The sequence below is a fragment of the Priestia sp. YIM B13490 genome (assembly GCF_042787735.1).
GTDB lineage: Bacteria > Bacillota > Bacilli > Bacillales > Bacillaceae_H > Priestia > Priestia megaterium.
Genome location: NZ_JBHZOT010000002.1, coordinates 529,228 through 553,829 on the forward strand (window position 1 = coordinate 529,228; position 24,602 = coordinate 553,829).

Sequence of the window (24,602 nt, forward strand, 5' to 3'; positions counted from 1 at the left end):
TTCCATCCCCTTTTTTATAGTGGTACAGGCGTAATGTTTCCTAATATTACAGGAGACAAGGCGCCGGTTGCGCTTGGTACATTGCTTGGATAACCTGAAAGTGTTTCATTTGCGAGCACCGCAAAAGCTACGGCTTCTTTTGCTTCTGAAGACATTCCTATTTCTTCTTGTGTATACACGCTGCAGCGTTTCCCGATCTGCGCTTTAATCATATTCATCAGCGTATTATTATAACTTCCGCCTCCTCCAATAATCACTTCGTCAATAGAATAGGCAGGAAAAATAAATGTTTCATAGTGATGTACAATGGATGATGCCGTGAACATAGTAATCGTAGCTAGCAGATCTTCCTTTTTATGTTTACTATAATTCTCTAGCAGTCTCTTTGTGTACTGTGTACCGAACAGTTCTCTTCCAGTCGATTTAGGAGGAGAAAGCTTCATGTAATCATGATTCATACAGTCTTCTAAAAGCTCTGAAATAACCTTTCCTTCAGCTGCTAAACGCCCATTTTCATCAAATGAAACATTAAAAAGCTGCTGACATGCTTCGTCTATCATCATATTTCCCGGCCCCGTATCAAAAGCTACTACGGGTATAGGAGATTTTTTTGGCGGAATCAACGTTACATTTCCAATACCTCCAACGTTTTGAAGCAGCCTTGTACGCTCAGCGTGGCTGTACAAAATCCGTTCCGTGTGAGGAACTAACGGAGCACCTTGCCCGCCTGCTGCCATGTCCATCACTCTGAAGTTTGCTATTACCTTCGTTTTGGTTTCATAGGCAATAACAGCCGGCTCTCCAATTTGGAGTGTAGACATCGCTGTACTTCCCGAAGCATAAGGCTGATGGTAAATGGTTTGACCATGCGATCCAATAACATCTATTTGTTCAAGAGAAAAGCGGGCTTCTTGGCACACTTTTTTCACTGCATCCGCAAATGCATAGCCAAGTTTAAAATTTAAGCTGCAGATCAGCTGTACATTTGAATGTTCAAAAGAAAGCGCCTGCTCAATTTCCTTTTTTAACTGAGGTGAAAACGGCACGGTAATAAAATGAAGAAGCTTAACTTTACTTTCATAGCCGCTTCCTTCAATTTGAACAAGAGCTGCATCAACTCCGTCGAGTGACGTTCCTGACATAAGTCCAACAGCATACATACTACGCGTTCACTTCCTTAAAAAAAGCAGGTAAGTACTTGCGATGAGCTTGAAGCAGTTCATCTAAGACCGACTTAGCCAGCTCGTCACTTGGAACAAGCGGATTAATGCTCAGCGCAACCAGTGCTTTTTCATAAGATCCTGTAACCGCAGCTTCTGCTCCTACTCGTTCAAACGATTTAATTTGCTGCACAAGTCCATTAACTTCTACCGGAAGTTCACCGACAGCGAGCGGTACTGGCCCTTGCTTTGTTACTACACAGTTTACTTCAACCGCAGATTCGTTTGGGAGTGAGGAAATAGCTCCATTGTTTTTTACATTTAATGTTTGAATATCGCCTTTATCGTTATAAATGGATGAAATTAAATTGCATGCGGCATCGCTGTAATAAGCGCCCCCTCGTTTTTCCAGCTGCGGTGGCTTCATTTCTAGATTTGGATTTTTATAGAGTTCAAAAAGCTCGGCTTCTAATGCTTTGACCACTTCAGCGCGTGTGGTACCTGACTGAAAGGCCAGAAGCTCTTCTGCTAATATTTCTTTTGTTTTGTAGTAGTAGCGGTGATAAGGACATAAAATCACGCCAAGAGCTTCCAAAAAGTCCGGTTGCCATGGAATAGGAGCTATATTTCTCATTGTTACTTGAGAGTTTGGATCACTTAATCGCCGAATGACTTCTTGCGTTACTTCCTTTCCTTTTGCATACACATGCAGTCCATATACCAAGTGATTTAACCCTGCAAATTCAATGTGAACATCTTCTTTTTCTACTTGAAGCAAGCCCGCGATGGAGTTTGCCATATGTACAGGCAGGTTACAAACTCCTACTACTTTAGAATGCTTTCCGTAGCGAAGCAGCGCCTCCGTTACCATACCTGCAGGATTTGTAAAATTAATAAGCCAAGCGTTTGGACAAACTTCGTGTATTTCCTCGGCAATTTTCAACAAAACTGGTATCGTTCGTAAGCCCTTAAATAACCCTCCCGCCCCGTTTGTCTCTTGACCAATCATTCCGTACTTAAGAGGGATGCGTTCATCTTGAATACGCGCATCAAGCTGACCTACTCTAAGCTGTGTCGTTACAAAATCAGCATTTATCAACGCTTTTTGTCGATCAAGCGTTAAATGAATTTTCATATCAACACCTGCTTTTTTGACCATTCTTTTCGCAAGTGCTCCTACAATTGCAAGTTTCTCTTTTCCTTCTTCAACATCTACAAGCCATAGCTCTCGAATTGGAAGCTCATCATATCGTTTAATAAACCCTTCGACCAATTCCGGTGTGTAGCTTGATCCTCCCCCAATTGTCACTACTTTCATTTTTTGCCCCTCCTTGTTAAAAAACGGCTAAATATGTAACGGCTGTGCACCCTATTCCAAGCAAAACAAAGCGTATACAAACGGCGGTTTTAGATAAAGCTGCGTTTGAAAGCCGAATGGAAATAAATGTTGTAAGCAGCGCCGCTGATAGGCTTGTAATGGCAAATAAACTATGCTGCGCTGATAAACCAGCATACTGCAGCAGAGGTGTAAAAATAACGTTGCAAAGAACCATGGTTAGCAGAAATAAAAACACAGTTTTATATCGAAACCGTACAAACATTGACCCTCACTCCTACTAAAGAGATAGAAGCCAAACAAGTTGGCTTCTGTTTCTTTACATTTGAACTGAACTATCGGATGGTGCAACCGTTGCATCATCGCTTTTTTCCATTTCGACCATCTTTCGGTCGTACATTTTAAAGAACGGAAGATAAATGACAACAGAAATAGCAATATTGATAACGACTAGCACAACCGCCCGCCAGTCTCCTCCGGTTGATAGATACGCTCCGATCGGTGCCGGGAGCGTCCAAGGAACCATTACGTAGGTTGGCGTAATAAGACCTGTCGCCGTTGCTGCGTATGAAATGATCGTTGTAATAATCGGGATAATGATAAATGGAATAATTAAAATAGGATTTAAGACAATTGGCAAACCGAAAATAATTGGTTCGTTAATATTAAAAACCGCCGGAATAAAAGATGTCCTAGAAAGCGCTTTCGAATATTTAGATTTTGAGAAAAACAGCATCGCTAAGGCAAGACCTAGCGTCGCTCCAGATCCTCCGATCCAAACAAACCACTGAAAGAACGTTTCAGGTGCAATATACGGAAGTATGGAAGCTCCGTCTGCTACCGCTTCAGCATTTTTGGCTAAATACACTTCCCATACAGGCCTTGCCACTGTCCCAACAACAGAGACGCCGTGGATTCCAAATGACCAGAAAAACGTAATTAAGAAAACCGGTATTAATACTCCTGCTAAACTATCTCCAGCTTCCACAAGCGGAGCAACTAGTTTATCAACTAAATGGTGAAGATCGATACCTAAAACAATGGTAATAATCGTCATAAGTACAACAACAATCGCAACCGGAATTAGTGCTTCAAAAGACCTCGATACCGAAGGCGGCACTTGTTCTGGCATTTTAATGGTGACATTTTTTGCTTTACAAAACCTGAGAATTTCGACCGATAAAATCGATACAATCATCGTTACAAATAAACCGTGACCTCCAAGGTTTGTCATTGGAAGCATAAACCCTTCTTCTTCAATCAGCTTTGGAGTGACCGTAAGGAGTAGTGCAGCTACTGCAATTTGCGCTCCTGACAGCGGATCGAGATTATAGCTTTTGGACAAGTTGTATCCTATCCCAAAGGCTATATATAAAGACATAATAAACATCGTTACGCGATACGGTATTAAAATATTGGCGCTGTTATCAGCGGCCCATTTCGCAATTGTGCTGTCTTGCGGCACAGGCGGAAACGCTAGAATCAAGAAAAAACTTCCGATAATGATAAACGGCAAAGCGGATATAACACCATCGCGAATGGCTTGAAGATGCCGCTGTTCTGATAATCTGGCCATGGGTCCCGATAAATTGTTCTCTAAAAACGACACAAATTTGCTCATATACCCTTTCCCCCTCTATATTCTCCCCTTGTGTAAATGAAACCCCTTATCTATTTAAAAAGCAGGAATACACCTGCTTTTCTTAACTAACGAGCTGTTGAACCGTTTTAAAAAGCGTTGGACCTCCAAGCGGCGTATAAGCCTGCGGCGGAATGGGCCCGCATGGAACAGAAGCTTTATCTGCTTCCGCTTTCACTGCATTAAACCGGTGACGAATCTGCGGTGCAACCATTACAACGTCCCAGCCCTTTTGAATTTCCTCTGCCACTTCATTTGTTCCAATTGCCAGCACTTCCATATCCGTTCCGTGCTTTTGTGCTTCTGTTTTTAATGCTTTTACCACAATCGCACTTGACATTCCTCCAGAACATACAAACAATACCTTCATTTTCTCATTTCCCCCTACCTCTTTATTTTTTGAATTACATTATGTGTATCGATTATGCGTTCAAACACTTGATTGCCTTTTTGAATACATAACCGTATAAACATCGCATCTACAATGGCTAACTGAGCAATACGAGCGCTCATCGTTCCAATTCGAATATGCTGTTCTTCTACCGAAATAGTCAGCAGAATATCAGCTAATCTAGAAGCTGGCGATGATCCGTGCTGCGTTAGCAAAATGACGGCTGCTCCTTTGTCTTTGGCTATTTGCATCAGTTCTACCACTTCTTTTGTTTGACCTGAAGTGGATACCACAAACAGCACATCATCTTTTGTCATATTCGTAGCCATCACCATTTGAACATGACTATCTAATGAAAACAGAGCCGAAATATCAATTCGAAGCAGTTTATACTGAGCATCTAGCGCAACTACAGATGATCCTCCTGCTCCGTATAAAAACACTCGTTTCGCTCCATGAATAGCTTCCGCAGCTGCATCAATTGCAGAAGTGCTCACTAGTCGGCTTGTATTCATCAGTGCGCTCATACTTTTGCTTATGACTTTTTCAAGCACGGCATCTGTCTCGTCTTCAAAATTAACTGGAAGATTCGGCAGCTGTTCGGTATGCACCTTATGAGCATCTTTTGCTAATTCAATCTTTAATTCTTTAAAACTATTAATGCCTACACGCTGACAAAAGCGAATAATCGTAGCTTCGCTGCACTGACACTGCTTAGCTAGCTGTTTGGTCGTTAAGTTCAACGTGGTCGTGGGATTTTCTAGCACGTAATCAGCTACTCTTCCTTCAGCAGGACTGTAATGATTCATTTGTGCATCGATTAAAGTAAGTACGGAAAATTGGCGCATGAATTCCTCCATCGTTAAGTAACGTATTTCTAAAATATTCTTTAAATTACCATTATTATATTTTTTCTGAAGTTTAATTTCAATATTTTTCTGATATTTTTAAAACTTTATTTTATTTTTCAGAATATTTCATTAAAATCTATTGTGAATATAACGACCGCATGCTATATTATGAAAGAAATTTTATCTCAACCAAAAAAGAAGGAGGAACGAACATGCATATTAAAAAATGGGTTGGAGGCATCTTGTTTTTACTGCTGTTTTGTTCGAGCACATTGCCTGCTAAAGCAGACGTACCTACTACGTATCAAAAACGGGAGCTTCGAGCCGCTTGGATTGCAAGCGTATACAACATTGATTGGCCTTCTCAGCCTGGTCTTCCGGTTGAACAGCAGAAAAAAGAGTTTACCTATTTGCTAGATGAAGTAAAAAAGATGGGGATGAATGCTGTTGTTGTTCAAATTAAACCGACCGCCGATTCCTTTTATCCGTCAAAATATGGCCCGTGGTCAGAATATTTAACCGGTACACAAGGAAAAGATCCCGGCTATGATCCTCTGGCCTTTATGGTAGACGAAGCACACAAGCGCAACTTAGAATTCCACGCATGGTTTAACCCTTACCGCATTACAATGAATCATACTGATTTAAACAAACTAGCCGATAATCATCCTGCCAAACAACATCCTGATTGGGTCGTCTCCTACGGAAAACAACTCTACTACAACCCAGGTATTCCAGAAGTAAAAAACTTTATTATTGAAGAAGTGCTCGAAGTCGTAAGAAACTATGATATTGATGCTGTTCATATGGACGACTATTTTTATCCTTATAAAATTGCAGGTCAAACGTTCCCAGATCAAAAAACATATGAAGCCTACGGTGCTCAAACGTTTTCCAATATTGAAGACTGGCGGCGTGACAATGTTAATCAGCTTGTTCGAGATTTAAATAAATCTATTAAAAAAACAAAATCATACGTGAAGTTTGGCATCAGTCCGTTCGGCGTATGGCGAAACATTGCTAATGATCCAACCGGCTCTGAGACGACTGCTGGACAAACAAACTACGATGATTTGTATGCCGATACGCGTACGTGGATTCAAAATGGATACATTGATTACATCACTCCGCAAATTTATTGGAATATCGGATTTGAACCCGCTGCTTACGATACGCTGCTCAACTGGTGGAGAGATGAAGTTCGCGGAAAGCCAGTTCACCTTTATATTGGACAAGCTGCTTACAAAATTAATAACAACGCGGTGGAAGCTTGGTCTGATCCCGATGAGTACCCAAGGCAAATTGCTCTAAATCACCAGTTTCCAGAAGTACAGGGGAGCATGCATTTTAGCCTGAAAGATTTGAACCGAAACCCGCTAGGAATAAAAGATAAGCTGCAAAACGATATTTATAAACACCCTGCGCTTATTCCAGCAATGCCTTGGCTTGATAATACGGCCCCAAAAGCACCAAAATTAAAAAACGCGGGTCCTCATACAAAAGAAGCAGCATTTGAAATTCGAGATCACCAGCAGAATGATTCCGCTTATTATGCCATTTATCGCTTTCAAGGCAATAAAAAAGGCGACATTAACAGCGCAGAAAATCTGCTGACAACCGTTCGAAAAACAGGAGAAAAACAATTGTTTGTAGATCAAAATGCACTCAAAAATCAAACATACACATATGTTGTAACCTCTGTTGACCGTTTGCATAACGAAAGTGCCGTTTCCCGCACGCTTACTGTAAAAGCATCTCATTAAAAAAGGTTCTATAGCAAAATGTATGGTAGGATAAAGAAATCAAACGATGCTTTATCAAGCCATTCTGTTATAGAAAGTAGTGAAAAAAAGATGGAACCAAATTATGATCGCGCTTTTGGCGTATATGGAATTTGTATGCGAGATAACAAGCTGCTTGTTATTCGAAAAAATAGAGGTCCGTATATTCATCGTTTTGATTTGCCAGGCGGACAGCTAGAGCACGGTGAAACATTAACGGAAGCGATGAAAAGAGAATTTGTGGAAGAAACAGGCTTTGAGATTAACATTATTTCTCAAGCGGGTACAACAGATTTTCAGTATCCTTGTAAGTGGAAAGAATTTACTCACGTGCATCACATTGCTGTATTTTATTGCGTAGACATTGCCGGCGGTGAGCTTCTTTCCCACCCCGTACAGTTTGAAGGACAGGATTCTTTGGAAGCATTGTGGATTGCACCGCAGGATCTCAACATCGATAATGCTTCGCCTCTTGTTCTAAAAGCAGTGGAATCTTTAAGCTTATTATCATGGCCTTATGAATCTCAGATTTATGATGATTGGGAGCTTAAAACCTCTGAACAATAATAATGATAGTTGCCTACACATTACTCCTAAATATCGTACACTTAGCTTCTATTTAAGTTGAAATCAGAAAATATGTTTAATTTCTTTCTAATGGTGGAACAGACAAGTAACACTACTTAATTACTAATAGAAAGGAAGATTAAAATGAGTAAAGGTTTAGGAGATAAAGTTAAAGGAAATGTATCAAAAGCTAAAGGTGAAGTAAAAGATCAAGTGGGAAATGCAACGAATAACCGCGACCTTCAGCGCGAAGGAAAAGCTGAGAAAACAAAAGGAAATGCTCAAAAAGCAGTAGGCGAAACAAAAGATACATTTAGCAATAAATAAAAAAGGACGAGCTTAAATGCTCGTCTTTTTTTATTTAATAAGCTGATTTAAGCTTTTAATGATTACGTTTGGCTGCAATTCTTTATGTTCAGCTACATTTCCTTTTCGGTTGACCCAAGCCGTTGCGAACCCGTAGTTTTTAGCACCGGCAATATCCCATGTATTCGATGACAAAAATAATACTTCTTCTCTTTTGGCGTTCATTTTGTTTTTTGCATAGTGATAGCTTGCCATCGTAGGCTTGTACTGTTTGATTTCGTCTATGGAAATAACGTCCTCAAATAAATGATTCATATTGTGATAAGAAACAAGCGGATCAACCATGTGCTTAGGACCATTCGTAAAAATAGCCAGGCGATACCCTTTTTCTTTTAAATAGGCGAGCACCTCTTTGACTTCATCGTAGACATTCAGCTTCATGTAGGCACTCATCAGCATTTTTTCTTCGTGTTCCGTTAAATCAATATCATTTGCTTCTGCTGCATATTTCAGGGATTGATTTGTTAATGTATAAAAGTCAACGTATCGTCCCATCAGCTGATATTGCATGGCGTATTCAATTTGCTTCAAACGCCATAAATGACTAATGCTTTCTCCCCGCTCCGGATACAGCTGATCACACGTTTCAATAACGGTATGTACATCAAACAGTGTTCCATATGCATCAAATAAAATCGTTTTAAATTTCATCTGTGTTCGCCTCCTTCTTTCATTTTACCCACTCGCAAAAAAACATAACGTTTTTTCTGTTAAAAAAGAGGCCTATTAACAGCTGATGTATGCTCATTTCTTATGAAAATAAAAAAACAGCAGGCTCTCCTACTGTTTATAATCCCACACGACTTTCCATTCTCCTTTTTCACGAACAGCATACACTTTCTGCACCAAATCAAAGTTTCCATATTTCCCTTTATACGTTTGGATAACAGTCATTTCGTAAACAACAGGAAACGCTTTACGATCATTTTCCATCTTCCAGCTCTTTCTTTTTTCAACATCTTCAATGGAATAAGTAAAGGTGTCTACCCCGAAATGATTGAGAAATACGTGTGCTCGATCTTGTATGTATGCACCTTTTGTCCATTTCTTTTTCATGGATGAATGAAAAAGGTCCCATGATTCCGAAAAGTTTCCTTCCTGTTCTAGCGTATAAAATTCTTTTACGGCAGATTTGGCTTGATGACTCGGAGAAAAGAATGTAAATTGAAACATCCAAACTCCCAGCGCAATAACAGAAAGAAACACAGCTACTCCTAAACTTCGCTTCAAAAGCAGTGTTTTTTTTCGATACAAGTAAAAAGCCCCTTTATCAAAAATGCAGTATACAACAGCTTATTCGATATCCAAGCTTTTTAGTATTGCCGGACTAAACTTATCCGGCATATCTTTTAAAAAAGGGATTGAGACATAAACATAAAAGATCCGAACGATTCATCGTTCGGATCTTCCTTCAACTAAAGTACGTTTGTCCCAGCCTCTTTCGTCGCTATACAATGTGAAAAGCCATTTGCATGGCTGCTAAAAAGCCCACGAACACAAGGCCCGTCACGAGACCCTCTTTCCAATCTGGCCGGTCCCCTCGAACAAATTTAGCAATATCATACGATAGCATCGCTGCTAAAAAAATGGATAAGACAATATACAGCGGCTCCATCTTTTATCACCCACTATTTCTTTTCTTCAGTGTAACAACTTTTTCATAAGTATGCATGTAAGAAAAACAGCTTAAAATTCTTGACGAATGTGTGAAATTTCTCTTTTTTATGCATAAACTACTTAAAAGCGTGAAAGGAAGATGCCGTTTGTCTGCTTTTAATCCTCAGCAATTTAGCGTCACATACCGGCAAGGAAGCACGCCCACCTTTCCTTTTATTGGGCGACGCTATACGCTCACACATTCTGAACAAACAGACGATTTATTTCTTTGGATCGACGAAAAGTTTGCTGTTGATCAATTAAATGAGCAGCGAAATGAGCTTTTTGCCGAATGGCTCCACAAAGACGGTGTTGATACGCTGTATGTATACGTATTTATTGGCAATGAACAAACGGAAAAGTCCGTTCAAGCCATACGGTACGCTATTTTCAAACAGGAAATGCCTTACTTGCTAAAAGCATTGCGCTACGGTGATGCCACGTTTTTCAACGCTCACCCTGCTTTAGATCGTTCCCCCATTTACGTACATTTTCATTCCAGCGACAAAGATTTTCATTCCATTCGATATTTTCAAACGCCTTCTCACTATGCCTAAGCATATGAGAAGGGATCTTTACTTCGTTAATCTCCTGTTTTCCAAACTCCATTTCTTCTAGGATCTCCGGCTCCTTCCATTTGTTTATCTTGAAAATTAATGGTTAACGCTTGAATACCTCCATAAAAGACGTCGCTTTCCTTTTTTTCTATTCGAAACGCAGAAGGAATATTTTTGGTATTTAAATCGGGCTCTACATAAATAGTCGAATCATCAAAAATAAAGCGCGGTTCGTTTACAGCTTTTTGAAGCGATTCATTTCCTTCAAGGTTTTTAGAAAGTACCTGAGTTAAAATTTGAGGAATCCGCGTTCCACCCGGAGAACCTATTCCCATCGCCCACTCGCCTTTTTCTCTTATAATAGTTGGAGCCGTAAAAGTTCTTGCTCTTTTTCCCGGCTCGCGATTATTCGGTTCTTTGCTTCCAAACGTATCAGCATTGTTATTAAGAAAAAAGCCGTCAACTTGTTCGCCTGTACCAAAGAAGTTACTCAACGTATTAGTTGTAGATACGACGGTTCCTTCTGAATCAATAACCACAAAATGTGTTGTACTTTCGTGTTCTTCATCGCCTTCACCTGAAGAACGTGTCGGGTGATTGACCAAGTTTGTTATATAATCATCACTGACTAATTCACTTGAGTTTTGATTATGAAAGTCTGGATCTCCGATTTGTTTTAACCGGTCGGAGTAAGCTGCCTTTTTAATTCTGTTCATCGTTTCGTAATATTCTTTGTCAGGCATTGTTTCAAGATTTTCTTTCTCTGCCATTTTTAACATTTGAATCAGTGTAATTCCGGAAAAAGGCGGAGGCGCTGAAATCACTTCCGTTCCATTGTAAGTTGAAACGACAGGCTTGATTTCTGTCACTTGATAGGAAGATAAGTCTTTTTTAGAAATAGGCGTTGCATCAGCAATATCTTGTGCCACATCTCCTTTATAAAATGCAGACGCACCTTCTCGCTGAATTTTGATTAATGTTTTAGCTAACACGGGCTGCGACAGGGTTTCTCCTTCTTCGATTGCTTCTCCCTTTGGATAAAAAGCGGATAGATCGTCTACATCCATCCTTCCTCTAGAGTAATACAATCGAGACGATAAAAGAGAGTCTACTTCAAACCCTTTTTCAGCATATTCAACAGCCGGCTGAATCAAATCACTCATTGATTTTGTACCATATTTCTGCTGAATATATTCCATACCAGCGACAAATCCCGGCACGCCGTTTTTACCACTCATAGAAGTTGGAGCGGTTTCCCGGTAATCGATAAAAGTAGCAGGCTGATCTTTTTTGGCAATCAGCATACCTCCACCTCCGCCAATTCCAGATCCAAAAGGTTCGACTACGTTAAGGGCATACGAAATTGCAATGGCCGCATCTACTGCATTCCCGCCTTCTTTTAATACGTCCATCCCTACATTTGCTGCCAGAGAATTAGAAGCACTCACACCGTAAGAATGATCATTATTTTTTTTTAGGAGCTTTTTAGGATTAAGTTCTGTACTTGATTGAGTCATAAATAAAGCGGCTATAACGCCGATTAACAACAAAACAGCAACAATATTAAATAACAGTAATTTTTTATTCACACATTCCCCTCCATTTTTACTCATATGTATATTTTGTGAAGCGCTTTCATTTTTATCCATACATTACATTGCACACAAAAAAGACATCGTCTAGGACGATGCCATTTTTGTTACTACATAAGATTTATTTTCCAGCAGCTGCCGCAGCATCATTTACTGCATCTGTAGCAGCTGATTTTGTTTGTTCAATCATTTTTACGTTATTTTCAATTTTTTGCTGTTCATCTGTTGAAAGAGTAGCCGGATGTTTTAAAGCTCCAAGTCCTGCTACTACTCCTGCTACAATAGCAATTGGTCCTACAATCCCTACGATTCGTTTTGCGATCATTTTCTATTCCTCCAATTAAGTTAGTCTGTACTTTTTTCCCATAAACCGTGGCGGCGCGGATCAGCGTCACCTTGAATCTTATTTTTCTTTAAGTCTTTCACAAGAGCTTGAACGCCTCCGTAAAACATCGCGTTATCATTGTTTTTTAAGTCATAGCCGTACGTTTTTAAACCATCTTTAGTTGACTGTTTAAGCTTAGCTTCTGAATAAAACTTATGAGAATCAAAAATGACACGCTTGTTTTCTACTGCGTTTTTAATGGAATCTTTGTCTTCAAAATAATCCCCAATTACTTGCGTTAACACTTGAGGAATGCGATTTCCTCCCGGTGTGCCAATGGACATTACCCATTCATCACCTTCACGAATAATGGTAGGGGCTGTAAATGTTCTTGGACGCTTACCGGGTTGACGCTTATTAATTCCTTCCCCAAACGTATTGAGCGTATTATTTAAAAAGAATCCATCTACATATTCACCGCTGCCAAAGAAATTACTCAGCGTATTCGTTGTTGATACAACGGTTCCTTCACCGTCCATGACAACAAAATGAGTGGTACTTTCATGTTCTTCGACGTCGCTTACTTTGGTATGATCTGTTTCAGTATTATTTAATTTATTACGAAGTAAATGCACGTAATGATCGTCGATCCAATCATTTGGCGTTTCTTTTATAAAAGCCGGATCAGCAATTTTTTTCAAGCGGTCTTGATAAGCTACTTTTGAAATTTGACCAAGAAAATGATAATAAAGACTAGGATGCGATTCCTTCAGCTTCCAAATATCTTCTTGATCCGTCATTTTTAACATTTGAATAAGCGTAGCACCAGCAAAAGGCGGAGGTGCTGAAATAATTTGATGACCTTTATAATTCGTCGATAGAGGTTTGCGTTCAACAGGCGCATACTTTCGCAAGTCTTTGTGACTTACTTTTGTTTCTTCTGTAATATCGTCTGCAATCTTCCCTCTATAAAAAGCATTTGGCCCTTCTTCCTTAATCTTTTGCAGCGTGTTCGCTAATTCATGCTGTTTGACAATTTCACCTGTGTTAATGGCGTCCTTATCTGGATAAAAGCTAGGAATTTCATCTTCATTCACATTACCTTTGTATGAAACCAGCCTGTCGTGCAAATCTTTGTCCACTTTATACCCATTCTCAGCATAGTTAATGGCCGGGTCGATTAGTTTGCTCATCGACATAGATCCGTAGTGGTGCTGAATATAATCCATACCAGCAACGAACCCTGGTACGCCAATCTCATCTTCTTTATCATTCTTAGGTGCAATTTCTCGGTAGTCAATAAATGTTGGAGAGGCATCTGCTGGATCAATCAGCATTCCGCCGCCTCCCCCAAGTCCTGATCCGTACGGTTCCACAACGCCAAGCGTGTAGGAAATGGCAATAGCTGCATCAACTGCTGTACCGCCTTGTTTAAGAATTTCCATACCTACTTTTGTGGCGCGAGGATCTGAAGTACTTACTGCATATTCTTGTTTTGGAAACATAAATTGATAAACACATACACCTACTATGAGTGAAAAGATGACAATGGAAACAATAATCGCATTACGTTTATTTATCATCTTTTACCTCCTCTGTGTATGACGGGCTATTAGTTAGCTTGCGCTTCGTTCTTTTTGCGCTCCTCTGCATGTTTTATAATGCGAGAATGATCTAAGTTTAATTCAAACTTGTTTCGTTCTTTTTCTAACAGTTCAGGGTTTGAAGAAAACTTGTTTAAATCGTTATAAATACGCTTCATGCGCCAAGGGTTATCTGTTGGAGTTGGCGTACCTGCTTTAATAACCATTGGAATAACATCAATTTTAGCTTGGCCCTGCTTATTTAAATGATACTGAACCATCGCTGTATTTTTTGTACTTGACCACCCTTGGTCAAAAATAAAGTTTCCTAAGCTATAGAAAATAACCGAACCTTTATATACGTCATATGACTGTAAAACGTGCGGATGGTGACCAATGATAATGTCCGCACCAGCGTCTACCATCGCTTTTGCTAGCCCTTCTTGACGAGGACTTGGCTGTGCATCGTATTCTTCACCCCAGTGGGCATTTACTACAACTAAATCAGCATTTGCTTTCGCTTGCTGAATCGTGCTGAAAATAAGATCCGGATCTGCTTTTAAAATCCCTGGGTTGTTTTTTCCAGCCGACATTCCGTCTGAATGTACATCCGTAAAACCTACGGTTGCAATGCGAATACCGTCAGCATCTTTATACGAAATATGCTTTGCTTCTTCAGAGTTACGGCCAGCACCAACAAAATCTAATTTGTTTGCTTCAAAAGTAGAGATCGTATCTTCTAACCCTTTTGCACTGTAGTCCATTGAATGGTTGTTCGCTAAGTTTAATACGTCGAAACCTGCATTTTTAACAGTCGCTAGATCAGCAGGCTTACTATATAAATGAATACCTTTTTCCATTGCTTTATATGAATCTACGTCATTTGTTAAAATCGGTGTTTCGTAGTTCCCGCTTACGTAATCCGAATTTTTAAAGAACGGCTCCACGTTGCGGAATACAAAATCTTCTCCGTAGCGTTCAGTTACTTCTCTTACATGGCGACCCATCATAATGTCTCCGACCATAGTCATCGTTAAATCATTATTGGCCTCTGGATTAGCCGTCTCAGGGTTTTCAAGAGCATCCGAACGCTCCATCCATCCTGAAAGAGCTAAAATTACGATTAAAATTGGCGTTAAGATAAGAGCTTGCTTGCCCGTTGTAGGCTTTGTTTTCTTTATAAACATCAATACTTTTTCTTGAAAGTTTAATTTTTTCTCTTTCAACGCTTTCACCTTCCTTTACCAGCTGCGGTTTGTTTGTGTATTAAAATAAATAATAAACTTGCATAATTCCAAATGTTACACCACTTAATAAAACCGTTGTTCCAACTGTTAAAGGAAGACCTTGCTTTTGCATTGTATTTGCAATTAAGCCCGGTACAATGATACCAATTCCGCGTAATTCAAACACTTCAAACGGCAAGATCGGGAAGAAATAATCAAATGCAACTTTAATCACAATACCCGTAATTAACATCGCTGTAAATTTGCGACGTCCATATAAAATAACTACTTTTGAGATTCCGTATACGACGATAACATAAGTTAAAATACTAATTAAGAAAATCATTAAAATGGTAATTGGCTGATCAAATACAAGAGCTAAATACCCCGGTACGATAAGACCCGCTGGCAATACGCCCGTTTTTTCTGTAAAAATTAAGCTTAGTGTAACCCCTAACACAAGGGCGATATATAAATCTGATCCGAACATGGAATGGCCTCCTAGATTAAACTGCTTTTCTCATCTTTTTCATTTCAATAATAGCTTCAACAAGCGGCTCGGCTGAACCGTGGATATTTCCGACACCGTATACGATACGATCTTTTAAATAAGGCTTCATGCGCTCTAAAATTTCTTCTGTAGAAGCGCCTTCCATATCCCAGAATTCTTTTGTTGGCAATTCGCCTCTTTGATATGCTGCAGCGATTGGTGAGGTCGTCTGACCAATTGCAATCATTACGTCCGCTTCAATGTATGGCATTACATCTTCAGCAAATTGCTCCGTGCGATCTACACGGTCCGGACGGCAGTTCATAATGACAATAGGAAGTTTTTCACTATAGTTCATTGAATCTACACGTTCCCAAATACGAAGCGTGGAAGAAGCGTCGTTGGCAGCAAATCCATTCACTAAAAAGGCTGGATTTTTTTCATCGCCAAACGTTGTAATTCTCATAGCTCCTGGGTCAGGCTGGGCATTTAACATTCCTCTCATCGCTGTTTCAGCATCGATACCAAGTGCTTCTGCTACTGCTAAACCGATGGAAGCATTATCAGGGAAAACCATATAATCAAATTCACGTAAATACGCTTCAGATACTTTATCATTGTCAGCTACAATAACTTTTGTGTTGCGCTCTGCGGCTATTTTTTTATAGTATTCCAAATATGGACCTTCAATTGTAACAAGGTGGCCATCGTAAGGAATAGTAGCAGTGAACGCTTGAGCAACTTCATCTAGAGTTGGACCCATTACATCCATGTGATCTTCTAGTACGTTTACAATAACGCCTACCTTGGCTTGAATCAGCTGATTTTGGAATGTGATTTGATAATCAGGCTGTACAGCCATACATTCACAAATAAGAGCTTCTGCGCCAATATCGGCAACTTCATTTACCACTCGTCGCTGTTCTCCAATGTTCGGACCTTCTTTACGACGAATAATTGGTTCTTCTTCACTTGTATGCCAGTAGATCATACGCGCTTGTGTTCCTGTCGTTTTTCCTACTGTTTTGTAACCTGCTTCTTTTACAATACCTGTAATCAATCGTGTAACGGTGGATTTTCCGCGAATACCATTAACATTCACTCGTACAGGAATTGAATGCAGCTTGCGTAAATGTCTGCGATACTCCCAAACGCCATACCCTACTAAAAATAGGCAGCATAGGATAATTAAGATCATGTTTCATTCTTCTCCTTCCAAACTTCTCCTGTTGGATACGTTATGAATGCTTTTGATTCATAATGATAGATATACGATTTCATAGTTTCACTCCCTTTATATATGTATGGGAGCTAATCAATTAACAGCGCTAGCATGCTGCTAAAACACCTGCTTTGAAAAATGGACTCGAGTACCAATTTCAACAGCTCTAAAACTATCATCTGCGCTCATTAGTGGTCAATAGCTCAAATGTTATATATTCTTACAATTCCGATTGTCTATTTACAGAATTAAAAACTCATCGTTTTATTTAAAATTTACAGAATAGGTCTAAAGTTTATTTACCTAGAAAAATCCCATCGATACCTTTTTTTACCATAACAACAGGAATATTTTATACACCACTCTTACAATTAACACACGGAAATATTACGTAATTAAAAATTTCTTAACTTTAGAAAACGTTTTGTAATATAAAGGTGGGATAAAAAATATTTTATCCCATTAATTCCTTTTTATGGATATACCAATTGGATTTGTCTAACAACCGTACTTATAAGGATGATAGATAGATATAAAAGTAAAAAAAATACATTTATTTATCATTTTATGCTTACATTTAACTTACTTAAATAGAAAGGACATTAAATATTTTTTTCTAATTATATAAGCATTTAGACTCCATGTGTTCCTAGTTCTTTTGTTGTAATTTTATAGATTTCCTTTATTTAATAATCAATTCAGTAAATCTAAATCTCTTGACTATGGCCTCTTTTCCTATTTTTATTTCAATATTTTCTGAATCTTTCTACCGATAAAGGAGTCTTTCGTCCGTTAAGATTGCCTAGAAAAATGCATGTTTTCTCACTTTTTTGGTATATGATGTTATCATAAAAAGAAGAAGTATCATCAGAAGGAGGAAAACAATGGTTGATACAACCCTTTATTTTCTATTTTCTTTTTGCTATATTGTCCTGTTTTTCTTTAGCATATATGTAGTGCGAAAAAACACTTCGCCGTTTTACATGCTTTTTCTTCCTTTAGTAATAGCTGGACTAATTTACGATAATATAATGATTGGGATTGGTTCATTTATCGGTGAAGGGGATACTTTACGTTCACTCAGCATGCTTCGCTTTTGGTTTCACGCTTTATTTACCCCTACTTTGGTGCTCTTTGCGTATGGCGTAGCGAAATATTCGACGATTACATGGGCTAAAAAACCTGTTGCCGGCATTCTTTTTTTGCTAACTACGTTTGCCTTAATTAGCTATGAAATAATCGAGACGATTAGTCAGCGTATGGAAGTTGTACGTGAATATGGCATTGTTCGCTATACATTAGTAGGATCATCCGGTCCCCCTCTTATGGTTCTCATTGTGGCGATTATTTTGCTTTTTGTTGGAATTTCCTTATTTCGCAAGACGCGATGGAGCAGTATGATGATTGGAGTAGCCGTGATGATTGTAGGAAGTGCCGTGTCAATTCCTATACCAAGCACGGCTGTAACAAATACGTTTGAGCTTATTTTTATCTTCTCTTTATTTTTAACTCAGCGTCATTTAGTGAAAATACATTAAAAAGAAGCGATTCCCTTGCTTCTTTTTTTTATATTTGATATCTTTTACCTAACGACCGTTAGTTAGATTGAGGAGGAGCTTTTCTTGAGTGAATTATCAACTGTAGAAAAAATTAGAGCTGCAGCAATGGAGCTCTTTGGAGAAAAAGGCTATACAGAAACATCGCTTGCCGATATCTCATCAAAAGTAGGCATAAAAAAACCTTCCCTGTACGCCCATTTTAAGAACAAAGACGACTTATTTTTACTAACCGTGCATGATTTAATGAATTTATTTTTAACAAAGTTATCTGTTATATACGAACAGCATAAAACAAAGTCTGCTAAAGAACAGCTTCACTGCTTTGTTGTAGATTTCTGCACGATGATTGAAAAAGATTCTTTTGGCCAGATGTACCGTCGTCTTATTTTGTTTCCACCTGAACATTTACAGTCGGAAGTAAAAGCTATTTTCTTAAGAAGCGAACGATTGTCTGATCAAATTCTGCATGCTATTTTTACACAGGGAATGGCTGAAGGCGAAATAATTGAACGTCCGATTGATTTGTATATCAATAGCTTTTATTGTTTAACCGACGGACTGTTCATTCAGCGCTTTTATTATGAACCGGAGTATTATGACCAAAAAATTCACGATGCTTGGACGATATTTTGGGAAGGCATACGTGCTAAATAGGCCCTGTAAAAAGGGCTTATTATTATGCAAGGAGGAATTAAAATGGCTTGGATTTACCTTATTATCGCTGGTTTGCTCGAGATTGTATGGGCAATCGGCTTAAAATATTCACACGGATTTACTGAAGTAACTCCAACAATCATTACAATCGTCACAATTGTGATCAGCTTTTATTTCTTTTCAAATGCCTTAAAAAAAATTGCTGTCGGAACAGCTTACGCAGTATTCACTGGTATAGGGGCTGCTGGCACAGCGATACTTGGAATGACCGTTTTAGACGAAGGAGCAAATATTGGAAAGATTTTATTTTTAGGATTAATGATCTTTGGAATCGTTGGTTTAAAGTTGATTTCTACTGAAGAAACAGAAAGAGAGGGATCGTAACATGGCTTGGATTGCATTAATAGCTGCCGGTTTTTGCGAAGTGGGATTTGTGATTTTTTTAAAACTTTCAGATGGGTTTAAGCGGTTGTTTCCTTCGATTGGATTTATCCTTTTCGGTGCAGGAAGTTTTTATCTTCTCTCCTTAGCATTAAAGGAGATACCTATTGGAACAGCTTACGGCATATGGACGGGAGTAGGAGCTGCCGGAAGCGTACTTCTTGGCATGCTTTTCTTTCATGAAGCAAAAGATATGCGTCGAATTTTATTTATTTTTTGTATTGTAGCAGGTGTAATCGGCCTTAAAATCACTGGATAATGATGTACTACTTCCTTTCTTTTCATGCTATACTAAACTTGTAAACACTTTCAAAAAATAGGAGACGATGACAATGAACCTTGGGTTTGGAGAAATTGCCTTAATTGTATTTGTCGCTCTATTGCTTTTTGGCCCAAAGAAACTGCCGGAATTAGGGAAAGCTGCCGGAAAAACGTTAAAAGAGTTTAAAAACGCTACAAAAGGAATTATGGAAGAAGATGAAAAAGAAAAAGCTCCTCCTAAATAAGAGGCTTATATCTCTTTTAAAAGCTGACTCAAACGTTTGAGTCAGCTTCTTTGTGGTGAGAATATACTGAAATTCGATTTCGACCCGTACGCTTTGCTTCATATAAAGCCTGATCTGCTCCATGGACAATTGAAATCAGCTGTATGTGTTCGGATGGAACGACTGTCATTATTCCAACACTGATTGTGACACACTTAAACACGTCAGAAGCTTGATGGATAATTGCACGCTGCTGCACTTGCTGTCTAATAGCTTCTGCCATTTTTATCGCTTCATATTGATTAGCTCGAGGAAGCAATATACCAAACTCTTCTCCTCCGTATCTTGCAACAAAAGCCGCTTCGTCAAAAACAACGCTTTTAGCAATATTCGCTACTTCTTTTAAGCATTCGTCTCCTTGAATATGGCCATAGGTATCGTTATACGCTTTAAAATAATCAATATCAAATAATAGAAAAGAAAGCGGCTCTTTTTCTTTCTGTGCATATTCCCACTCATTTTCCAGCTGTTTATCAAGAGATCGGCGATTGTTCAGACCTGTTAAGCCATCTTTCATGGACAGCATTTCAAGCTTTTTATTGGCTTTGCGAAGATCACACTCAGCCTTCTTTTTCTCCGTAATATCTCGATATTCCCAATAGTGGCCAATATACACATGACCTTCATAGATTGGAATGTAGTCACGCGCATAAATTTTACCGTTAATAAACGTAATTTCTTCATCTACTATTGACTCTTTTGAATAAACGGTGCTTTCTACCGTTTTTAAAAACCTAGCAGGATCTTTCAATATAGGAGCGTGAGATAAAAACAGCTGATTACTTTTCAATCCCACGTATTGATTAGGAGGTCCGGGTATGTCAAACATGTCACAAAAAGTTTGATTAATAACAGCTACTTCGCGCTCTGGCGTTTCAATCATGGTACCTGTCTTTGCATTTTGAATCATAACTGAAAACATTTTAGACAGCTTTTTATGCTGACTTGTCGTTACTCGAGATACATATATATATCTACCTACCAGATACACCAAACACCCACCTATAAAAGAAGCAGGCAGTAAATAAATGATAATTGTAGCAGCGTGCTTGATATCTTTAAAAAGAAAGGACAATGAGAAGAATACGCAAAGCAAGCTAATAGAATTCATTAATTGAAAACGAATAAATGGACGATAAGGTAAGCGAACCGTCCACCCAGACAGTAAAGCCATTACGATAATTGCAGCAGCCCCTATTATTCCGCTTGCCGTAATTCCAAACAAAAGCAGACGCATTACCCCTATAATACAAGCCGCAATGATAGCAGGTACCATTCCTGCATAAAGACAGACAATTGTCACCGCTAAAAAGCGAAGGTCAAGAATAATAGTAGAATCTATTTTAATTGTATATATCATTAAAATGCTGCCTAATAGGCCGTAAGAACATCCGTAATAAATTAAGCGATACATTTTGTACCGGCTTATTCCTTCTACTCTAGAAATGATTTGCTCTCGAACTATACTCGCAGCAAACATGAAAGAAATAATTAACGTGATATTAAAGAGAAGTTGACTCACTTTATTCTTCACCTCTTTCCAAAAAGCTAAAACAAAAAACAATAGGCTTCTTAGCTTACATATTGTTTACTGCCCCTTTTTATAAATCGTGCTGTTCGATTTATCGAACAGCACGATTTTTTCCTTCATTAAATAAAACTCTTCTATCCTCTATTCGTTGCCGACAATCCTCTCTATATAAAGAGTGATTATCTTCCTTTTATACAAGAAATTCTACTTGTTAGTATACTACTAAACTCTATTTGCACACATAATATTTTACCTTTTTTTTAATATTCATCCATTTTCTATTTTTTGTATTTTCGTAAGGTAAGTAGTCAAACTTCAGCAAAAATAAAAAAAGAGCGCCGATACAACGAGCGCTCTTTTTTATTTATGGCGTAAAAATTCCCAAAGTCCTGGCGTTTTGGAAAAATCAAACGTCTTAACAGCGGAAAGAATTTTAATCTTTAAATCTTGCTTTACGTCTTCTCTCTCATGCAGCGAAAAGCTTTGAACAGCTTTATTTAGTTTTGGTTCCAGCTTTTTTAATAAACGCCTTGACGCCTCTTCATCTCCAGCTTTCACTTTACTTACAAGCTCATATAGAGTTTCCATTTCTTCACTTCTTTCTTAAGTCAGTTGTTAATTTCTCTACTTTTTCTTCAAGTCTCTTTATATTGTTTTCTACACGCAGTAATAAATAAAAAGAAAGGACAGCAGGAAATCCTACGTTTCCAACAAGTTGAAGCCACTGAGGATCAAACATATCTATCACTCACCTTCATAATTTTTTTCAACTTGCTTAGCGCACGTTGATAATGATTAGAAACCGCTTGCTGAGAAATAGAAAAATAAGCAGCGATTTCTTTATGAGTCCAGCGTTCGACAATAATCAAGTGCAGCATACACTGCTGCTTGGCCGTTAATTGGCGAAATGCATGATGAAGAATACGATTTTCAAGTTGATTTCCTAAAAATTCATGCTCCCATACAGCCCCGTCCTGTACTCCTAGCATATCTTCCACTGTTCGATTTCCATCTAGCGCAGCCGGCTGCTGCAGGCGAAGAGGAATATAAGAACGCTCTTTTTCTTTGATACGCATAACATCTCTGGAATAATGTCTGCAAAGCTTGTTAATATAATGAAGCAATCTAACTTCGCTATAAAACTGATGAAATTCTTTGTTTAGAAGTCTTTGTTCTTTTGTATCATGTTTAACAACCGCTTTTTGTAATCGCTCATAGCGTTCTGGTGTCAAAAATGTATTCATTATATGAGTCTGAAGAGTTGGGCTGTGGTTTGTAAGAAATGTATGAAAGGTACATTCTTTGTCATGCCGCTTTTCTTGCTGCGAATAGAGCTGAGTCATTGTGCAAATCTCCTCCTTTTTTTCTTATACTTATTAAAAAGGGAGAAAAGAGTAAAATAACAACACCAAAAACGAACGCTTGTTCTTATATAAATTTAACTATATTAGGTTTTTTATGTCAATATGATGAATTGCTCATTAATAATGAAAACGACTCAGTAAAAAATAAAAAAGAGATTGAGACATAACGAAATGAATCCAATTTAAAGACGAATAAATAGGATACATGAGCTGATCCCGCTTGTGACACAACAAAAAAAACGAACTACTAATCAAATATTTTGATTAGTGGTTCGTTTTTCACTTCGGCTAAAATATTTTTATCCCGGCCTTTTTATTTCTTCTTCATGTAGAGATTATTCTTCGCCTAAAACGCGGTTAATACGTTTGCGAAGCATCGGCATTCCATTTCCACCCGCTTGGAAATGGCGAAGCTGACCTTCTTTATCAAATACATAATATGCTGGTACATATTTATTTTCAAAAGCGTCTGTTAACTTATGCTCACTGTCTACGTAAATTGGCTGAGTAATATCGTGTCCCATTGCCATTGCCTCAATAACACCCATATCTAAGTCATCTTCCGAACGAGGCATATGAACTGCTACAACATTCAATTGATCATCATACTCATCACGAAGATCATTAACTTCAGGCATTGCTTCTTTACATAAATGGCAGCTTACTGACCAAAAGTGGATAAGCGTTGCTTTATCACCTACTAAGTCTTCCTTTGTTACTTCGTCGTTAATCCAAGATGTTGCTCCAGTTAATTCAGGCATTTGTTCACGTAATTTCATTTTAAAATCCTCCTCCACATTAATTAAACTGAATATTCTGTTTTTTATAGTTAGAAAACTGCCTTTTCTATTTTAATGGCAGCAGTAGAGGAATTTCTCCTCTACTCCACCGCTATTTATTAAAGTGTTTTTTGACCTGGTTTCCAGTTAGCTGGGCAAAGTCCGCCAGTTTGAAGAGCTTGAAGTACACGTAATGTTTCTTCTACGCTGCGGCCGATGTTGTTATGGTTTACAACTGCGTATTGCAATTCACCTTCTGGATTAATAATAAACAACCCGCGAAGCGCTACGCCTTCTTCTTCAATTAACACGCCGTAATCACGTGCTACTGCGTGAGTTGGATCTGCAGCTAATGGATAATTCAAATCTCCAAGTCCATTATCTTTACGATCTGTGTTAATCCAAGCTAAGTGAGTATGAATTGTATCTGTAGAAACGCCTACAACTTCAGCATCTAGATCTTCAAACTCTTCGTAGTGATCTGATAGAGCTGTAATTTCTGTTGGACATACGAATGTAAAGTCCATTGGATAGAAGAACAATACTGTCCATTTACCGTTTTTCATATTTTCTTCTAAACTTACTTTTCCAAATTCCTTATTTGCAAGTACAGCCTCCATTTCGAAGCGTGGTGCTTGTTTTCCTACCATACGTTCTGCCATGTCAAAACCTCTCCTTGTACGATGTATTTTACAAGCTTATGCTTGTATGTATTATTTTTAATGCAATCAATGACAGCTTCTATTTGATAACGATTATTAGTATCATTATAAACTAGTAATGACTATTGATTACATTGTTTATTATACACGAGCTATTATTATAGTCAATACTTTTTTATAATCATTTTAATCTAGGATTGATTATCGAATATTTTCCACTCTTTTTATTCTTTCCTTTGATTAATCCTATGTATGCAGGGATAGATAAAGATAGAAGATACTAAAAAACTTCCCTTGTTTCAACATATTTGCTTTTAAAATGTGC

At 38.3% G+C, this 24,602-nt stretch carries 30 protein-coding genes; 9 read left to right on the top strand and 21 right to left on the bottom strand.

Annotated features, from left to right (window positions below):
* Window positions 1-14 precede the first annotated feature (14 nt).
* From anmK to ACFX4R_RS08085, 6 genes are all read right to left on the bottom strand, one after another.
* The gene (anmK, locus tag ACFX4R_RS08060; protein ID WP_162213708.1) at window positions 15-1,160 is read right to left on the bottom strand and encodes an anhydro-N-acetylmuramic acid kinase AnmK; all 1,146 of its coding nucleotides are present in this window, start codon (window positions 1,158-1,160) and stop codon (window positions 15-17) included.
* 1 nt (window position 1,161) lies between these two features.
* Window positions 1,162-2,478 carry a 6-phospho-beta-glucosidase gene (locus tag ACFX4R_RS08065; protein ID WP_377569324.1) on the bottom strand — a complete coding sequence of 439 codons (1,317 nt, stop codon included), beginning with the start codon at window positions 2,476-2,478 and terminating at the stop codon, window positions 1,162-1,164.
* Between the two features lie 16 nt (window positions 2,479-2,494).
* Complete coding sequence (locus ACFX4R_RS08070) at window positions 2,495-2,761, bottom strand: hypothetical protein (RefSeq protein WP_013082025.1); 267 nt, start codon at window positions 2,759-2,761, stop codon at window positions 2,495-2,497.
* A gap of 54 nt (window positions 2,762-2,815) precedes the next feature.
* A complete protein-coding gene (locus ACFX4R_RS08075) occupies window positions 2,816-4,117 on the bottom strand; it encodes a PTS sugar transporter subunit IIC (protein ID WP_340447672.1) in 1,302 nt (433 codons plus the stop codon).
* Window positions 4,118-4,199: 82 nt separating this feature from the next.
* Complete coding sequence (locus ACFX4R_RS08080; protein ID WP_013055720.1) at window positions 4,200-4,505, bottom strand: PTS sugar transporter subunit IIB; 306 nt, start codon at window positions 4,503-4,505, stop codon at window positions 4,200-4,202.
* Between the two features lie 14 nt (window positions 4,506-4,519).
* Complete coding sequence (locus tag ACFX4R_RS08085) at window positions 4,520-5,374, bottom strand: MurR/RpiR family transcriptional regulator (protein WP_162213705.1); 855 nt, start codon at window positions 5,372-5,374, stop codon at window positions 4,520-4,522.
* A gap of 215 nt (window positions 5,375-5,589) precedes the next feature.
* Here ACFX4R_RS08085 and ACFX4R_RS08090 point away from each other — a divergent pair, with 215 nt between their 5' ends.
* The 3 genes from ACFX4R_RS08090 (at window position 5,590) to ACFX4R_RS08100 (ending at window position 8,052) form a co-directional block, all read left to right on the top strand.
* Window positions 5,590-7,140, top strand: coding sequence for a glycoside hydrolase family 10-like protein (locus ACFX4R_RS08090; protein WP_323618489.1), 1,551 nt, complete (start codon window positions 5,590-5,592; stop codon window positions 7,138-7,140).
* A 90-nt stretch (window positions 7,141-7,230) separates the two neighbouring features.
* Complete coding sequence (locus ACFX4R_RS08095) at window positions 7,231-7,725, top strand: NUDIX hydrolase (RefSeq protein WP_098779729.1); 495 nt, start codon at window positions 7,231-7,233, stop codon at window positions 7,723-7,725.
* Between the two features lie 144 nt (window positions 7,726-7,869).
* On the top strand, window positions 7,870-8,052 hold the full coding sequence (locus ACFX4R_RS08100) for a CsbD family protein (protein WP_013082019.1): 183 nt from the start codon (window positions 7,870-7,872) through the stop codon (window positions 8,050-8,052).
* 30 nt (window positions 8,053-8,082) lie between these two features.
* On the opposite strand, the gene ACFX4R_RS08105 is transcribed toward ACFX4R_RS08100, so the two are convergent.
* From ACFX4R_RS08105 to ACFX4R_RS08115, 3 genes are all read right to left on the bottom strand, one after another.
* A complete protein-coding gene (locus ACFX4R_RS08105) occupies window positions 8,083-8,742 on the bottom strand; it encodes a haloacid dehalogenase type II (protein WP_165575497.1) in 660 nt (219 codons plus the stop codon).
* Window positions 8,743-8,871: 129 nt separating this feature from the next.
* On the bottom strand, window positions 8,872-9,345 hold the full coding sequence (locus ACFX4R_RS08110) for a hypothetical protein (protein WP_013082017.1): 474 nt from the start codon (window positions 9,343-9,345) through the stop codon (window positions 8,872-8,874).
* A 193-nt stretch (window positions 9,346-9,538) separates the two neighbouring features.
* Window positions 9,539-9,706 carry a hypothetical protein gene (locus tag ACFX4R_RS08115; RefSeq protein ID WP_013055713.1) on the bottom strand — a complete coding sequence of 56 codons (168 nt, stop codon included), beginning with the start codon at window positions 9,704-9,706 and terminating at the stop codon, window positions 9,539-9,541.
* A gap of 148 nt (window positions 9,707-9,854) precedes the next feature.
* Between ACFX4R_RS08115 and ACFX4R_RS08120 the strand changes: the two genes are divergently transcribed.
* On the top strand, window positions 9,855-10,304 hold the full coding sequence (locus ACFX4R_RS08120) for a staygreen family protein (protein ID WP_028407691.1): 450 nt from the start codon (window positions 9,855-9,857) through the stop codon (window positions 10,302-10,304).
* A gap of 26 nt (window positions 10,305-10,330) precedes the next feature.
* Here ACFX4R_RS08120 and ACFX4R_RS08125 read toward each other — a convergent pair whose 3' ends face one another.
* From ACFX4R_RS08125 to pgsB, 6 genes are all read right to left on the bottom strand, one after another.
* A complete protein-coding gene (locus ACFX4R_RS08125; protein ID WP_043980061.1) occupies window positions 10,331-11,893 on the bottom strand; it encodes a gamma-glutamyltransferase family protein in 1,563 nt (520 codons plus the stop codon).
* A 124-nt stretch (window positions 11,894-12,017) separates the two neighbouring features.
* Entirely contained in the window at window positions 12,018-12,221 is a 204-nt protein-coding gene (locus tag ACFX4R_RS08130; protein WP_013082014.1) for a CapE family protein, read from the bottom strand.
* Between the two features lie 20 nt (window positions 12,222-12,241).
* Entirely contained in the window at window positions 12,242-13,804 is a 1,563-nt protein-coding gene (locus ACFX4R_RS08135; protein WP_043980064.1) for a gamma-glutamyltransferase family protein, read from the bottom strand.
* Between the two features lie 29 nt (window positions 13,805-13,833).
* Window positions 13,834-15,030, bottom strand: coding sequence for a CapA family protein (locus ACFX4R_RS08140; protein ID WP_013082012.1), 1,197 nt, complete (start codon window positions 15,028-15,030; stop codon window positions 13,834-13,836).
* A 40-nt stretch (window positions 15,031-15,070) separates the two neighbouring features.
* Window positions 15,071-15,520 carry a poly-gamma-glutamate biosynthesis protein PgsC gene (gene pgsC, locus ACFX4R_RS08145; protein ID WP_013055707.1) on the bottom strand — a complete coding sequence of 150 codons (450 nt, stop codon included), beginning with the start codon at window positions 15,518-15,520 and terminating at the stop codon, window positions 15,071-15,073.
* Between the two features lie 16 nt (window positions 15,521-15,536).
* Entirely contained in the window at window positions 15,537-16,718 is a 1,182-nt protein-coding gene (pgsB, locus tag ACFX4R_RS08150; protein ID WP_016763263.1) for a poly-gamma-glutamate synthase PgsB, read from the bottom strand.
* 908 nt (window positions 16,719-17,626) lie between these two features.
* On the opposite strand from pgsB, the gene ACFX4R_RS08155 reads away from it, so the two are divergent.
* From ACFX4R_RS08155 to ACFX4R_RS08175, 5 genes are all read left to right on the top strand, one after another.
* Entirely contained in the window at window positions 17,627-18,280 is a 654-nt protein-coding gene (locus tag ACFX4R_RS08155; RefSeq protein WP_043980067.1) for a hypothetical protein, read from the top strand.
* A gap of 84 nt (window positions 18,281-18,364) precedes the next feature.
* Window positions 18,365-18,955, top strand: coding sequence for a TetR/AcrR family transcriptional regulator (locus ACFX4R_RS08160; RefSeq protein ID WP_014461312.1), 591 nt, complete (start codon window positions 18,365-18,367; stop codon window positions 18,953-18,955).
* Between the two features lie 42 nt (window positions 18,956-18,997).
* The gene (gene sugE, locus ACFX4R_RS08165; protein ID WP_165575500.1) at window positions 18,998-19,339 is read left to right on the top strand and encodes a quaternary ammonium compound efflux SMR transporter SugE; all 342 of its coding nucleotides are present in this window, start codon (window positions 18,998-19,000) and stop codon (window positions 19,337-19,339) included.
* 1 nt (window position 19,340) lies between these two features.
* Window positions 19,341-19,655 (top strand): DMT family transporter, encoded by a 315-nt coding sequence (locus ACFX4R_RS08170; RefSeq protein ID WP_047933611.1) that lies wholly within the window; start codon window positions 19,341-19,343, stop codon window positions 19,653-19,655.
* 73 nt (window positions 19,656-19,728) lie between these two features.
* Window positions 19,729-19,902, top strand: coding sequence for a twin-arginine translocase TatA/TatE family subunit (locus ACFX4R_RS08175; RefSeq protein WP_013055701.1), 174 nt, complete (start codon window positions 19,729-19,731; stop codon window positions 19,900-19,902).
* Between the two features lie 28 nt (window positions 19,903-19,930).
* On the opposite strand, the gene ACFX4R_RS08180 is transcribed toward ACFX4R_RS08175, so the two are convergent.
* The 6 genes from ACFX4R_RS08180 to ACFX4R_RS08205 form a co-directional block, all read right to left on the bottom strand.
* Window positions 19,931-21,463 carry a sensor domain-containing diguanylate cyclase gene (locus tag ACFX4R_RS08180; RefSeq protein WP_377569329.1) on the bottom strand — a complete coding sequence of 511 codons (1,533 nt, stop codon included), beginning with the start codon at window positions 21,461-21,463 and terminating at the stop codon, window positions 19,931-19,933.
* Window positions 21,464-21,832: 369 nt separating this feature from the next.
* Window positions 21,833-22,060: a helix-turn-helix domain-containing protein gene (locus tag ACFX4R_RS08185; RefSeq protein WP_043980077.1), complete on the bottom strand. Its 228-nt coding sequence runs from the start codon at window positions 22,058-22,060 to the stop codon at window positions 21,833-21,835.
* Window positions 22,061-22,064: 4 nt separating this feature from the next.
* Window positions 22,065-22,211, bottom strand: a complete 147-nt coding sequence (locus ACFX4R_RS08190; protein WP_013082003.1) for a YvrJ family protein — start codon at window positions 22,209-22,211, stop codon at window positions 22,065-22,067.
* Window positions 22,204-22,815 (bottom strand): sigma-70 family RNA polymerase sigma factor, encoded by a 612-nt coding sequence (locus ACFX4R_RS08195; protein WP_322551772.1) that lies wholly within the window; start codon window positions 22,813-22,815, stop codon window positions 22,204-22,206. The genes ACFX4R_RS08190 and ACFX4R_RS08195 overlap by 8 nt, the downstream gene beginning before the upstream one ends.
* 356 nt (window positions 22,816-23,171) lie before the next feature.
* The gene (locus tag ACFX4R_RS08200) at window positions 23,172-23,615 is read right to left on the bottom strand and encodes a TlpA family protein disulfide reductase (RefSeq protein ID WP_013055693.1); all 444 of its coding nucleotides are present in this window, start codon (window positions 23,613-23,615) and stop codon (window positions 23,172-23,174) included.
* 119 nt (window positions 23,616-23,734) lie between these two features.
* The gene (locus ACFX4R_RS08205; RefSeq protein ID WP_014461319.1) at window positions 23,735-24,277 is read right to left on the bottom strand and encodes a peroxiredoxin; all 543 of its coding nucleotides are present in this window, start codon (window positions 24,275-24,277) and stop codon (window positions 23,735-23,737) included.
* Window positions 24,278-24,602 lie beyond the last annotated feature (325 nt).